This is a genomic window from Kocuria rosea subsp. polaris, from assembly GCF_001483755.1.
In the GTDB taxonomy this organism is placed as follows: Bacteria; Actinomycetota; Actinomycetes; order Actinomycetales; family Micrococcaceae; genus Kocuria; species Kocuria cellulosilytica.
Genome location: NZ_LQBK01000004.1, coordinates 336,445 through 349,218, shown reverse-complemented (window position 1 = coordinate 349,218; position 12,774 = coordinate 336,445). Strand labels below are relative to the sequence as shown.

At 75.3% G+C, this 12,774-nt stretch carries 11 protein-coding genes; 7 read left to right on the top strand and 4 right to left on the bottom strand.

The features are described 5' to 3' along the window. The first annotated feature begins 43 nt into the window (after positions 1-43). The 3 genes from xylA to AVL61_RS04000 all read left to right on the top strand — a co-directional run bounded on the left by xylA (position 44) and on the right by AVL61_RS04000 (position 3,888). Entirely contained in the window at positions 44-1,267 is a 1,224-nt protein-coding gene (xylA, locus tag AVL61_RS04010; protein ID WP_058873042.1) for a xylose isomerase, read from the top strand. Between the two features lie 166 nt (positions 1,268-1,433). Continuing rightward, positions 1,434-2,858, top strand: coding sequence for a xylulokinase (gene xylB / locus AVL61_RS04005; protein WP_058873041.1), 1,425 nt, complete (start codon positions 1,434-1,436; stop codon positions 2,856-2,858). Next, entirely contained in the window at positions 2,848-3,888 is a 1,041-nt protein-coding gene (locus AVL61_RS04000; RefSeq protein WP_058873040.1) for an aldose epimerase family protein, read from the top strand. The genes xylB and AVL61_RS04000 overlap by 11 nt, the downstream gene beginning before the upstream one ends. 4 nt (positions 3,889-3,892) lie before the next feature. On the opposite strand, the gene AVL61_RS03995 is transcribed toward AVL61_RS04000, so the two are convergent. Continuing rightward, complete coding sequence (locus tag AVL61_RS03995) at positions 3,893-4,399, bottom strand: PTS sugar transporter subunit IIA (RefSeq protein ID WP_058873039.1); 507 nt, start codon at positions 4,397-4,399, stop codon at positions 3,893-3,895. 212 nt (positions 4,400-4,611) lie between these two features. On the opposite strand from AVL61_RS03995, the gene AVL61_RS03990 reads away from it, so the two are divergent. Genes AVL61_RS03990 through AVL61_RS03980 form a run of 3 tightly spaced genes read left to right on the top strand, consistent with a single transcriptional unit; the run spans position 4,612 to position 8,760 of the window. After that, positions 4,612-5,376, top strand: a complete 765-nt coding sequence (locus AVL61_RS03990; protein WP_058873038.1) for a LamB/YcsF family protein — start codon at positions 4,612-4,614, stop codon at positions 5,374-5,376. After that, positions 5,373-7,028, top strand: a complete 1,656-nt coding sequence (locus AVL61_RS03985) for a 5-oxoprolinase subunit B/C family protein (protein WP_082696940.1) — start codon at positions 5,373-5,375, stop codon at positions 7,026-7,028. Before AVL61_RS03990 ends, AVL61_RS03985 begins: the two co-directional genes overlap by 4 nt. Positions 7,029-7,032: 4 nt before the next feature. Then, on the top strand, positions 7,033-8,760 hold the full coding sequence (locus AVL61_RS03980; protein ID WP_058873037.1) for an acetyl/propionyl/methylcrotonyl-CoA carboxylase subunit alpha: 1,728 nt from the start codon (positions 7,033-7,035) through the stop codon (positions 8,758-8,760). Between the two features lie 32 nt (positions 8,761-8,792). Here AVL61_RS03980 and AVL61_RS03975 read toward each other — a convergent pair whose 3' ends face one another. Next, a complete protein-coding gene (locus AVL61_RS03975) occupies positions 8,793-9,755 on the bottom strand; it encodes an ABC transporter substrate-binding protein (RefSeq protein ID WP_058873036.1) in 963 nt (320 codons plus the stop codon). 113 nt (positions 9,756-9,868) lie between these two features. On the opposite strand from AVL61_RS03975, the gene AVL61_RS03970 reads away from it, so the two are divergent. Further along, positions 9,869-10,603: a GntR family transcriptional regulator gene (locus AVL61_RS03970; RefSeq protein WP_231738272.1), complete on the top strand. Its 735-nt coding sequence runs from the start codon at positions 9,869-9,871 to the stop codon at positions 10,601-10,603. On the opposite strand, the gene AVL61_RS03965 is transcribed toward AVL61_RS03970, so the two are convergent. Beyond that, positions 10,566-11,375, bottom strand: coding sequence for a putative hydro-lyase (locus tag AVL61_RS03965; protein ID WP_058873235.1), 810 nt, complete (start codon positions 11,373-11,375; stop codon positions 10,566-10,568). The genes AVL61_RS03970 and AVL61_RS03965 overlap by 38 nt on opposite strands. Further along, positions 11,372-12,625, bottom strand: coding sequence for an NRAMP family divalent metal transporter (locus tag AVL61_RS03960; RefSeq protein ID WP_197412633.1), 1,254 nt, complete (start codon positions 12,623-12,625; stop codon positions 11,372-11,374). The genes AVL61_RS03965 and AVL61_RS03960 overlap by 4 nt, the downstream gene beginning before the upstream one ends. Positions 12,626-12,774 lie beyond the last annotated feature (149 nt).

Sequence of the window (12,774 nt, the reverse complement as noted above, 5' to 3'; positions counted from 1 at the left end):
TAGAGTAAGTAACGGTAACTAACCCAAAGGGAGAGGAACTCCGATGCCCACCGCGTCCCCCGCCACCTCGGCGTCCAGCACGCTCGTCCCGTCCCCCGCGGACAAGTTCTCCTTCGGCCTCTGGACCGTCGGCTGGGCGGCCCGCGACCAGTTCGGCACCGCCTCCCGGCCCGACCTCGACCCGCTCGAGTCCGTGCGGAAGCTCAAGGAGCTCGGCGCCTGGGGCTTCACCTTCCACGACAACGACCTGATCCCCTTCGACGCGTCCGAGGCGCAGCGCGAGAAGCTGATCGGGCAGCTCAAGCAGGCCATCGACGAGACCGGCATGGTCTGCGAGATGGTCACCACCGACACCTTCGCGGAGCCGGTCTTCAAGGACGGCGCCTTCACGTCCAACGACCGGCGGGTCCGGCGCTACGGCCTGCGCAAGGTGCTGCGCAACGTGGACCTCGCCGCCGAGCTCGGCGCCACGACCTTCGTGATGTGGGGCGGGCGCGAGGGCACCGAGTACGACTCCTCCAAGGACCTCTACGCCGCCCTCGACCGCTACGCCGAGGGCATCGACACCGTGGCCGGGTACATCAAGTCCCAGGGCTACGACATGCGCATCGGCATCGAGCCGAAGCCCAACGAGCCCCGCGGCAACATCTTCCTGCCCACCATCGGGCACGCGCTCGCCTTCATCGACCGGCTCGACCACGGGGACGTCGTCGGCGTGAACCCGGAGACCGGGCACGAGCAGATGGCCACCCTCAACTACACGCACGGCCTCGCCGAGGCGCTGTGGTGCGAGAAGCTGTTCCACATCGACCTCAACGGGCAGAACGGCCCGATGTACGACCAGGACCTGGTGTTCGGCCACGGCAACCTGATCAGCGCCTTCTTCACGGTCGACCTGCTGGAGAACGGGTTCCCGTCCAAGCCGGGGGCCTACCAGGGGGCCCGGCACTTCGACTACAAGCCCTCCCGCACCGAGCACGTCGACGGCGTCTGGGACTCCGCCGCGGCGAACATGCAGATGTACCTGCTCCTGAAGCAGCGGGCCGTGGCCTTCCGCCAGGACCCCGACGTGCAGGAGGCCATGGAGCAGTCCGGCGTCCTCGAGCTCGGCGAGCCGACCCTCGCCGAGGGCGAGGACCTGCAGGCCTTCCTGGCCGACCGCAGCGTCTACGAGGAGCTCGACCTGACCGGGCCCTCCGAGCGCAACTACGGTTTCGTGCGCCTGCACCAGCTCGCCGTCGAGCACCTCATGGGCGCCCGCGGCTGACCCGCCCGGGGTCCGGCACCCGCCCCCCCCGCTCCCCCCGATCCCGGGTGCCGGACCCCGTACCGGCCCGGCCCGGCGCACGCCCCCCTGCGCCGGGCCGGGCACCTCCTGTCCCTTCCCGCGGCCTCCCCTGCCGCCCCGCCCCGACCCCGCACCGAGGTTCTTCATGGCACGCACGACCGTCCTGGGCATCGACTCCTCCACCCAGTCCACGAAGGCGCTGCTCGTCGACGCCGGCACCGGCGAGGTGCTCGCGCAGCGCCGCGCCGCCCACCCCGACGGCACCGAGGTGGACCCGCGCGCCTGGCTCGCCGCGCTCGACGACGCCGCCGGCCCCTTCCTCGACGAGGCCGCCGCGGTGTCCGTCGGCGGCCAGCAGCACGGGATGGTCGCCCTCGACGAGCAGGACCGCGTGGTGCGCGACGCGCTCCTGTGGAACGACACCCGCTCGGCGCCGCAGGCCCGCCGGCTCGTCGAGGAGATGGGCGGCGCGGCCGCCTGCGCCGAGGAGCTCGGCAGCGTGCTGGTCGCGTCCATGACGTCCACCAAGCTGCGCTGGATGGCGGAGCACGAACCGGAGCACGCCGCCCGCACCCACCGGGTGCTGCTGCCCCACGACTACCTCTCCTGGCACCTCGGCACCGACAAGGACTCCTTCAGCACCGACCGCGGCGACGCCTCCGGCACCGGCTACTTCTCCACGCGCACCGGCGCCTGGAGGCACGAGCTCGTCGAGCAGGCCCTCGGCCACGACGCCGAGCTGCCGCAGGTGGCCGCCGCCCCGCACGAGGCCGTGGGCCGCACGGCCGCCGGGGCGGTGCTCGCGGCCGGCACCGGCGACAACATGGCCGCCGCGCTGGGCCTCGCGCTCGGCCCCGGGGACGTGTCCCTGTCGATCGGCACCTCGGGGGTCGCGGCCATGGTCTCGGAGACCCGCACGGCGGACCCGGCCGGGCTCGTGACCGGCTTCGCCGACGCCACCGGCCGGTACCTGCCCATGGCCACGACCCTCAACGCCGCGCGGATCCTGGAGTTCGGGGCCCGGGTCCTCGGCGTCGACCACGCCGGGCTCTCCGCCCTGGCCCTGGCCGCCCGCCCCGGGGCCGGCGGCGTCACGCTGCTGCCCTACCTCGACGGCGAGCGCACCCCCGACCGCCCCGAGGCCCGCGCCACCCTGCACGGGATGTCGTCGCGCACCGGCCGCGAGGACATCGCGCGGGCCTGCGTGGAGGGCCTGCTCTGCTCCCTCGCCGACGGCGTGGCGGCGCTCGAGCGGACCACCGGCACCGCCGCGGAGCGGATCCTCCTGATCGGCGGCGGCGCGCAGTCCGAGGCGGTGCGCCGGCTCGCCCCGGCCGTGCTCGGCCGGCCCGTGCTCGTGCCCGCCCCCGGGGAGTACGTGGCCCTCGGGGCCGCCCGGCAGGCCGCCTGGGCCCTCTCGGGCGCCGAGGAGCCCCCCGCCTGGCCGCTCGCCGGCGCCCGGGAGCACGAGGCGGAGCCGACGCCCGAGGTCGTGGAGGCCTACCGCACCCTGCGGGACCGGACCGCCGGCTGGTCCCCCGCCTCCGCCGGAGACCGCCATGAGCGGTGAGACCGCCCCGCAGGACTTCGGCACGCTGCCCGACGGCCGACCGGTCACGGCGCACACCCTGCGCGCCCCGGGCGGGCTGAGCCTGCGCGTGCTCGACCTCGGCGCCACCGTGCAGGCCCTGCACGTGCCCGACGGCTCCGGCGGCAGCACGAACTTGGTCCTGGGCCACCCGGACGCCGCCGGCTACGCCGCGCACGCGGACGCGTACCTGGGCTCGGTCGTGGGCCGCTGCGCCAACCGGATCTCGGGCGCCCGCTTCCGCCTCGACGGCGAGCCCGTGCAGCTGGCGGCCAACGAGGGCGGCAACACCCTGCACGGAGGACCCGACGGCTTCCACCGCCGCACCTGGCAGGTGCTGGACGCCGGTCCCGACCGGCTGGTGCTGGAGCTGGTCAGCCCGGACGGGGACCAGGGCTTCCCCGGCCGGCTCGTCCTGCGCGCCGTCTACGCCGTCGCGGAGGACGTCGTGACCCTGGACCTGGAGGCCCGCACCGACGCCCCCACCGTGGTCGGACCCGCGAGCCACGTCTACCTCAACCTCGCCGGGGAGGGCTCCGGGACCGTCGACGACCACCGGCTCACCGTCGAGGCCGACCGGTACCTCCCCGTGGGCCCGGACGGCCTGCCGCTGGGCGGCCTCGCCGCCGTGGCCGGGACGCCGTTCGACCTCACGGCACCGGCCCGGATCGGGGACCGGGTGCGGGCGGAGCACCCGCAGACGATCGCCGTGGGCGGGATCGACCACTCCTTCCACCTGCGGGGGACGGGCCTGCGCCGGGCGGCGCGGCTGGAGCACCCGGTGAGCGGGCGGTCCGTGGAGCTGTGGACCGACCAGCCGGCCCTGCAGGTCTACACGGGCAACGCCCTGGACGCCGCCGGAAGCTCGGGGCGCCGGTACCGCCAGGGCGACGGCGTGGCCCTGGAGCCCCAGCGCCACCCCGACTCCCCCAACCGCCCCGAGCTCTCCGACCCCGTCCTGCGCCCGGGCGGGACCTACCGCTCCCGCACCGAGTGGCGCTTCCGGCCCTGACCGCTCAGCCCAGCGCGTCCTCCAGCACGGCCAGCACCTCGGAGGCGCTCCCCGCGCCGAGGAGGGCCTGCCGGCAGGACTCCCCGGCCAGGGCCTCGGAGAGCTCGGCCAGCAGCTCGAGGTGCTCGTCCCCGGACCGCTCCCGGGGGAGGGAGATCAGGAAGACGAGGTGGACGGGCTCGCCGTCCAGCGCGTTCCACTCCACGCCGTCCCTGCTGCGGGCGAACGCGACCATCGGGCGCTCGGCCCCGGCGGACCGGGCGTGCGGCAGCGCCACGCCGTGACCCACCCCGGTGGAGCCCTCCTCCTCCCGGGCCAGGGCCGCCGCGACGGTCTCGTCCGCGTCGTAGGCCCGCCCCGTGTGCGCGCCGAGCTCGGCGAGCTGGCGGATGACGCCGTCCCGGTCCGCGCCGTGGACGTCCAGGAGCACGGTCGACTCGCTCAGGTGCGCCAGGACGGACCCGGGAGGCCCCGGGGAGTCGTCCTCGGTGCGGGAGGTCCTGTCGCTCATGTGCTGTCCCATCGGTGGAGGCGGACGGGCGGCGCGGCCCCGCCGTGCCGGCTGCGGCACCGCTGCGCCCTGGTGGGGGCCAACATACGGCGGGCGGCACCGGGCGTCCACCGGGCGGGACGGAACCCGATCCCGATCCCGTCGGCAAATATTGTTGAACAATCTTGACGGACCAGGCATGCTGGAGGGACCGACGTGACAAGGAGCACAGCATGTCCCCCTCCGACATCGATCTCAACGCGGACTGCGGCGAGTCGCTCAGCGCCTGGGCCATGGACGGCGACGAGGCCGTCCTGCACGTGGTCAGCAGCGCCAACGTGGCCTGCGGCTTCCACGCGGGGGACCCCACGGTCGCCCGCCGGACCTGCACCGTGGCCGCGGAGCAGGGCGTGGCCGTGGGCGCCCAGGTCTCCTACGACGACCTGAAGGGCTTCGGGCGCCGCTTCATCGCCGTGCCCCGGGCGGAGCTGAGCGACCAGCTGGTCTACCAGATCGGCGCCCTCCAGGCCCTGGCCCGCGCCTCGGGCACCCGGGTGAGCTACGTCAAGCCGCACGGCGCCCTGTACAACGCGATCGTCCACCACGAGGAGCACGCGGGCGCCGTCGTGGACGCCGTGCGCGACGTCGACGACGCCCTGCCGCTGCTGGTGCTGCCCGGCTCCGAGATCGAGCGGCAGGCGCGGGCGGCCGGGCTGCGCACGGTCCGCGAGGCCTTCGCGGACCGCGGCTACACGCCGCAGGCCACGCTCGTGCCCCGCACCGAGGCCGGCGCCGTGCTGCACGACGCCGAGGCGATCGCCGCCCGCGTGGTGCGGATGGCCGTCGAGGGCGTCGTCGAGGCCGTCGACGGCTCCCTCGTGGCGGTGGACGCCCAGAGCATCTGCGTGCACGGGGACACCCCCGGCGCGCTGGCCATCGCCGAGCGCGTGCGCCGCGCCCTCGAGGAGGCCGGCCTGCGGGTCGGCAGCTTCCTGTGAGCGCCCCGGCCGGCGGGCCCCGCGGGGTCCGGCCGCTCGGCCCGCGCGCGGCGCTGGTCGAGTGCGCCGACCTGCACGACGCCGTGGCGGTGCACGCCCGTCTCGCCGGCGCGGACCTGCCCGGGCTCGTGGACTGCGTGGCCGGCGCGCGGACCGTGGTGGTGCGGGCGAGCACCACCGCCGCCCTGGCGGGCATCGTCCGGGCCGCCCGCGCCGTGCCCCGCGGCAGCGCCGGGACCGGTGAGGCCCGCACCGTGACCGTCGACGTCGTCTACGACGGCGAGGACCTCGCGGCGGTCGGCGAGCTCACGGGCCTCGGCGCGGACGGGGTGGTCCGGGCCCACTCGGAGCAGACGTGGACCGCGGCCTTCGCCGGCTTCGCCCCCGGCTTCTTCTACTGCGTGGGCGACGCCGAGGACGGCCTCGACGTCCCGCGCCGGGACACCCCGCGCACCGCCGTCCCCACCGGGTCGGTGGCCCTGGCCGGCCGGTTCTCCGCCGTCTACCCCCGCAGCTCCCCCGGCGGCTGGCAGCTCATCGGGCGCACGGCGGCGCGGATGTTCGACCTCGACCGCGACGACCCGGCCCTGCTGCGCCCCGGGGACCGGGTGCGCTACCGGCCCGTGCGCGAGCTCGCGGAGATCACCCCGGGCGCCGCCGTGCCCGCGCCCGTGCGGGGGCCGCACCTGGCGGTCGGGTCCCCCGGGCTGCAGACGCTGGTCGAGGACCGCGGCCGCGCGGGCTCCGCCGCGCTGGGCGTCTCCTCCTCCGGCGCGCTCGATCCCGCCGCCGCCGCCTCGGCCAACCGGCTCGTGGGCAACGGCCCGGGAGCGGCGGTGCTGGAGAACCTGCTGGGCGGGCTCGAGCTGACCGCCCACGGCGAGCACGTCCTGGCGGTCACCGGCGCGCGGGCGCCGCTGACGGTGACGGGCCCGGCCCCGTGGCGCCCCCCGCTCGGCGCCCCCTTCGCCCTGCGCGACGGCGAGCGGCTGGCCGTCGGCGCCGTGACGGCCGGGGCGCGGGTCTACGTGGGCGTCCGGGGCGGCCTCGCGGTCCCGCCGGTGCTGGGCAGCCGCTCCGCGGACACCCTCGCGGGGCTGGGCCCGGATCCGCTCGCCGCCGGCGACGCCCTGCCGGTGGGACCGGACCCGGGCACGGCCGTCCGGCACCCGGAGCCGGTGCCCCACCCGCCCGAGGTGTCCTCGGTCCGCGTGGTCCCGGGTCCCCGCGACGACTGGTTCACCCCCGCCGCCGTGGCGTCGTTCTTCGCGCAGGCGTGGGAGCTCGCCGCCTCCGCCGACCGCGTGGGCGCCCGGCTGGAGGGCGAGCCGCTGGCGCGGGAGCGCACGGACGAGCTGCCCAGCGAGGGGACCGTTCCCGGCTGCGTCCAGGTCCCGCCCTCGGGCCTGCCGGTCGTCCTGCTGCAGGACGCGCCCACCACCGGCGGCTACCCCGTTCTCGGCGTGGTGCACCCGGAGGACCTGCCAGTGCTCGCCCAGCTGCGCCCGGGCGACCGCCTGCGCTTCGTGCGGGTCCCGGCGCCCGAGCTCGGCGCCCCGGAGGACCCCGCCGGGACCGCCGGGCCGCCCGGCACCCCCGGCACCACCACCGAGAACTCCACCGACCTCTCCACCGACACCTCCCAGGAGTAGCACCGTGCGCAAGATCCTGATCGCCAACCGCGGGGAGATCGCCGTCCGCGTCGTCCACGCCTGCGCCGAGGCCGGCCTCGAGTCCGTGGCCGTCTACGCCGACCCCGACGCCGACGCCCCGCACGTGGCGCTGGCCGACGAGGCGTACGCCCTGGAGGGCACCTCGGCCACCGAGACCTACCTGGACGGGGACGAGGTCCTGGCGATCGCGCTCCGGTGCGGCGCCGACGCCGTGCACCCGGGCTACGGGTTCCTCTCCGAGAACGCCGGCTTCGCCCGGGCGGTGATCGAGGCCGGCCTCACCTGGATCGGTCCCTCCCCGGAGACCATCGTGCTGCTGGGGGACAAGGTCGCCGCCCGGGAGATCGCCCGGCGGGCCGGCGCCCCGCTCGTGCCCGGCAGCGACGGACCGGTCGAGTCGGCGGAGGAGGCCCGAGCCTTCGCACAGGAGCACGGCCTGCCCGTGATCGTGAAGGCCGCCCACGGCGGCGGGGGCCGCGGCATGCGCGTGGTCCGGGAGCTCGACCAGGTCGAGGACGCCTTCCGCTCCGCCGCCCGCGAGGCGCAGAGCGCGTTCGGCCGCGGCGAGTGCTTCGTGGAGCGCTTCCTGGACCGCCCGCGGCACGTGGAGGCCCAGGTCGTGGCCGACGCCCACGGCCACGTCGTCGTGCTGGGGACCCGGGACTGCTCCCTGCAGCGCCGCCACCAGAAGCTCGTCGAGGAGGCCCCCGCGCCCTTCCTCACGGACGACCAGCGCGAGCGGATCGCTGCGGCCGCGGAGGGCATCTTCCGGGAGGCCGGCTACGTGGGGGTGGGCACGGCCGAGTTCCTCGTGGCCCCGGACGGGCTGATCTCCTTCCTGGAGGTCAACACCCGGCTGCAGGTGGAGCACCCGATCACCGAGGAGGTCTACGGCGTGGACCTCGTCCGCGCCCAGCTGACCGTGGCCGCCGGCGACCCCCTGCCGGTGCTCGAGACCCCGGCCGCCCGCGGGCACGCGTTCGAGTTCCGGATCAACGCCGAGGACCCCGGCCGCGGCTTCCTGCCCTCCGGCGGCACGGTCGAGGCCGTCGACACCCCCACCGGCCCGGGCGTGCGCGTCGACTCGGGGGTGCGCCGCGGCACCCGGGTGGCCACGACCTTCGACTCGCTCCTGCTCAAGCTCGTGGTCAGCGCCCCCGACCGCGCGCAGGCGCTCGTGCGCGCCCGCACCGCCCTGCGCGAGCTGCAGGTGCACGGCGTGGCCACCACGGTCCCGTTCCACCGCGCCGTGCTGGACGCCCCCGCCTTCACCGGGGACGACGAGCTCGGGGTGTGGACCACGTGGATCGAGGAGGAGTTCGCCGACCGGCTGGCCCCGGACGCCGGGTACGCCCGCGCGGACGAGCAGGGCCGCACCCGCTTCACCGTGGACGTGGACGGGCGGCGCCTGCGCATCGGGATCCCCGACGCCCTCGCCGCGGCCCTGGGCTCCGCGCCGGCCGCGGACGCGTCCCCCGCCGGGGCGGAGCCCGCCGACGACGGCGCCGTCACGGCACCCTTCGCGGGCACGCTCGTCTCATGGCTGGTGTCCGAGCAGGACGAGGTGGCCGCGGGCCAGGACGTGGCCGTGCTGGAGGCCATGAAGACCGAGACCCGGGTGTCCGCCCCGCGGGCCGGGACGGTCCGCGAGCTCGTGGTGGGCCCCGGGGACGCGGTGCAGGCCGACCAGGTGCTCGCCCGGCTGTCCTGAGCGGGCCCGGCCGCCGCGCCTCCGGGCGCCGGTCACTCGGGCAGCAGCTCGTCCAGGTCGGGCGCCTCCTCGATGAGGCCGTGCTGCACGGCGAGGTCCGCGAGCTCCTGCACGGACTGCCGGTTCACCTCGGTGGGGTAGGACGGCAGGACGAGCTGGTCGATCAGCTCCTCGTCGAGCTGCGTGTAGCTGGGCAGGACGGCGCGCACCTCGTCGGGGTTCTCCTGCGCGTACTCGAGGGACCTCTCGATGGCCGTCCGGAACGACTCCACCTTCTCCGGCTCCTCGGCGACCACGTCGTCCGTGGTGAAGTACACGGCCACCGTCAGGTTCTCGATGGGGAAGGCGTAGTTGGAGACGGCCGAGCGCGCCCCGTCCTGCAGGGCGATGGTCCGGAAGGGCTCGATCGACCCGATCGCGTCCACCTCGCCCCGGTCCAGGGCCGCCGGCATGTCGGGCAGCGGGATCTCGACGAACTCGACGTTCCCGGGATCCCCGCCCTGCGCCTCGATGGCGGCGCGGATGGTGGTGTCGCTGATGTTGTTCAGGGTGTTCACGCCGACGGTCCGGCCCTCCAGGTCCGCCGCGTCCTGGATGTCGCTGTCCCCGCGCACCAGGACGTCGGCGAAGTCCTCGCCCTGGACGCCCGTGGAGTTGTTGGCGTTGGCGACGATCTGCAGCGGCAGCCCCTGGGAGCGGGCCACGATCAGCGACGTCACGTTGCTGAAGCCGAAGTCCAGCTCTCCGCTGACCACGGACGGCACGATGGCCGCCCCGCCCTGGGCCTGGGTGATGTCGAGCTCCAGCCCCTCCTCCTCGAAGAAGCCCTGCTCGATCCCCAGGTAGAGCGGTGCCACGTCGGTGCTCGCGATGACGCCGATGCTGACCGTGGTCAGCTCGCCGTCCCCGGCCGCGCCCCCGCCGGAGTCCCCTCCCCCGCACGCGGTCACGGTCAGGACGGCGGCTGCGGCCAGTGCTGCGCGGGTCTTCGGCATCGGGGCCTCCAGGGTTCGGGACGGATGTGCTGGAAGCCTAGAGGACGGCCCGGGTCCACCACCAGGGTGCCGCTGCGCGGCCCGGCCCCGCGGGATGCCAGGATGGTGGACTGATGAACACCGTGGAGAACGAGTTCCTGATGACGGCCGTCGCGCAGGCCGGGCCCGCGCCGCAGGCGGAGGCCATCCCGTGGGCCGTGGACGTCCTGCGCCAGGGCGTCGTGGCCGGCCGGCTGCCGCCCGGGACCAGGCTATCGGAGGCCCGGGTCAGCGAGGCGCTGCGGGTCTCCCGCAACACCCTGCGCGAGGCGTTCACGATCCTCGTCGGGGAGAACCTGCTGGTCCGGGTGCCCAACCGCGGGGTCTCGGTGGCCCGGCCCGGCGCGGACGACGTGCGGGAGATCCACCGGGTGCGGCTCGCGCTGGAGACCTCGGCGCTGCGCTGGTCCGAGCCCGCCCCCCAGCCGGGCCTGCACGCCGCCGTCGAGGACGGCCGGGCCGCCCGCCGCCGGCAGGACGTCCAGGGCATGGCCGACGCGAACCAGCGCTTCCACCGCGGCGTGGTGGAGCTGGCCGGCTCGGCGCGCCAGGACGAGCTGATGTCCCGGACCCTCGCCGAGATGCGGCTCGTGTTCTACTCCATGCGGCAGGACCTGTCCTTCCACGCGCCGTACATCGAGCGCAACGCACGGATCCTCGAGCTCTTCGAGCAGGGCCGGCGCGAGGAGGCCGCCGTGCAGATGCACGACTACCTGGCGGCCTCCCGGCAGCAGCTGCTCGACGTCCTGGAGGGCCCCCCTCCGGCCGCGGTCAGGGCACCTGGTACTGCCAGTTGGGCAGGTCCGTGACCAGCATGTGCCCCGGGGCGTGCCCCAGGGCGAAGGGCACCCCGGAGGCGAGCACCGCCGCCTGGGGCGTCACGCCGCAGGCCCAGAACACGGGCAGGTGCCCGGCCGGGACCTCCACTGCGTCCCCGTAGTCCGGCGCGGCGAGGTCGCGGATGCCCAGCTCCTGCGGGGCCCCGACGTGCACGGGGGCTCCGTGCACCGCGGGATAGCGCGAGGTGATGCGCACGGCGTCCGCCACCCGGTCCGCCGGGACCGGGCGCATGGACACGACCAGCGGCCCGGACAGCCGCCCGGCGGGTGCGCACGGGCGGTCCGTGCGGTACATCGGGACGTTGACGCCCTGGTCGATGTGGGCCACCGGGATCCCGGCCTCCTGCAGCGCCGCCTCGAAGGTGAAGCTGCAGCCGAGGGCGAAGGTCACGAGGTCCTCCCGCCACACGTCGAGGAGGTCCGTGCGGGTGCCCGCCGCCGCGCCGTCCCGGTAGACGGTGTAGCGCGGGACGTCGGTGCGGACGTCGCCCCCGCCCAGCAGCGGTCCGGTCACCTCGCCGGCCTCGAGCACGCCCAGCACCGGGCACGGCTTGGGGTTGCGCTGCGCGAAGAGCAGGACGTCGAACGCCCAGTCCTGCGGGACCACGATCAGGTTCGCCTGCGCGAAGCCGTCGCACCAGCCCGACGTGGGCGTGACCAGGCCGCTGCGGAACATCGCCCGGGCGGCGGCCGGGGCCAGGACGGCACGCTCCCGGCGCTCCGGCGCTCCCACCGCGCTCATGCCCACAGCGCGGCGATGCCGCTGAGGGACTGGTATCCCAGGTAGATGGTGAGCAGCCACACCACGGTGCCGATCAGCGCGAGCCAGGTGGGATACCGGTAGCCGCCCAGCAGGTCCTGCCGCCGCCAGGCCACCCACAGCAGCACCGCGAAGCCCAGCGGCAGGATGAGCCCGTTCACGGCGCCCGCCACGATGAGCAGCGTGGAGGGCGCCTGCCCGAGCAGGGCGAACACGGTGGCCGAGACCACGATGAACGCGACGGTCATCAGGTTCCGGGTGCGGGGCGCCGTCCGCGAGGTCGTGAGGAAGGACACCGAGGTGTAGGCGGCGCCGATGACCGAGGAGATGGACGCCGCCCACAGGATGACGCCGAACAGGCGCAGACCGACCTCGCCGGCGGCCGAGAGGAACGCCTGGGCGGCCAGGTTCTCGCCCGAGAGCTGGGCCCCGCCGGCCACCACGCCGAGGATCGCCAGGAACAGCAGGAAGCGCATCACGCCGGTGAGCACGATGCTCACCACGGAGCCGCGGGAGATCTGCTTGACGCTCTCCACCCCCGTGATCCCGGCGTCGACGATGCGGTGGGCCCCCGCGTAGGTGATGTACCCGCCCACGGTCCCGCCGATGAGGGTCGTGATGACCAGGAAGTCCACGTTCTCGGGCAGCACCACGTTGCGCAGCGCCTCCCCCACCGGGGGGCGCGAGACGATCGCGACATAGGTGGTGACGATGAGCATGAGCACGCCGAGGACCACCACGATGCGGTCCAGGGCCACGCCGGCGCGCTTGCTGACGAACACGCCCACCGCGATCAGCGCGGTGATGAGGCCTCCCCAGGTGGGGTCGAGCCCCAGCAGGGCGTCCAGGCCGAGCCCGCCGCCGGCGGTGTTGCCCACGTTGAAGACGAGCCCCCCGGTGGCCACCAGCGCGGCGATGAACCAGCCGAGGCCCGGGAGCACACGGTTGCCGAGCTCGTGGGCCTTGAGCCCGGAGACGCCGATGATCCGCCAGACGTTCAGCTGCACGGCGATGTCGACGACGATCGAGATGACGATGGCGAACGCGAAGGCGGCGCCCAGCCGGACGGTGAAGTTCGCGGTCTGGGTGATGAACCCGGGACCGATGGCGCTGGTGGCCATCAGGAAGAGGGCGCCGAGCAGGGCGGAGCGGTTCACGGCCCGCATCGCCGCGGGACTGCCGACCGCGCTGCGGCCCTCCGGGGCGGGCGGGACGGGGGCGGAGCTGGACATGCGGTCTCCTCGGGACGGGGCGACCTGCACCGGGGCCCGGCGCCGGCCACCCTGGATGTGGCCGCGGTCACTGTCCTGCCAGTGTAGTGATTGTTGAACAATCTGCACAGGGTGGGCGGAGAACTTTCCGTCCGGGCGGGCAGCGGCGG

Bases quoted from the DNA above. Each gene is read 5' to 3' on its own strand.
- AVL61_RS04000 (WP_058873040.1), top strand. From the start codon at position 2,848: ATGAGCGGTGAGACCGCCCCGCAGGACTTCGGCACGCTGCCCGACGGC.
- AVL61_RS03975 (WP_058873036.1), bottom strand. From the start codon at position 9,755: ATGCCGAAGACCCGCGCAGCACTGGCCGCAGCCGCCGTCCTGACCGTG.
- AVL61_RS03970 (WP_231738272.1), top strand. From the start codon at position 9,869: ATGAACACCGTGGAGAACGAGTTCCTGATGACGGCCGTCGCGCAGGCC.
- AVL61_RS03995 (WP_058873039.1), bottom strand. From the start codon at position 4,399: ATGAGCGACAGGACCTCCCGCACCGAGGACGACTCCCCGGGGCCTCCC.
- xylB (WP_058873041.1), top strand. From the start codon at position 1,434: ATGGCACGCACGACCGTCCTGGGCATCGACTCCTCCACCCAGTCCACG.
- xylA (WP_058873042.1), top strand. From the start codon at position 44: ATGCCCACCGCGTCCCCCGCCACCTCGGCGTCCAGCACGCTCGTCCCG.
- AVL61_RS03965 (WP_058873235.1), bottom strand. From the start codon at position 11,375: ATGAGCGCGGTGGGAGCGCCGGAGCGCCGGGAGCGTGCCGTCCTGGCC.
- AVL61_RS03960 (WP_197412633.1), bottom strand. From the start codon at position 12,625: ATGTCCAGCTCCGCCCCCGTCCCGCCCGCCCCGGAGGGCCGCAGCGCG.
- AVL61_RS03990 (WP_058873038.1), top strand. From the start codon at position 4,612: ATGTCCCCCTCCGACATCGATCTCAACGCGGACTGCGGCGAGTCGCTC.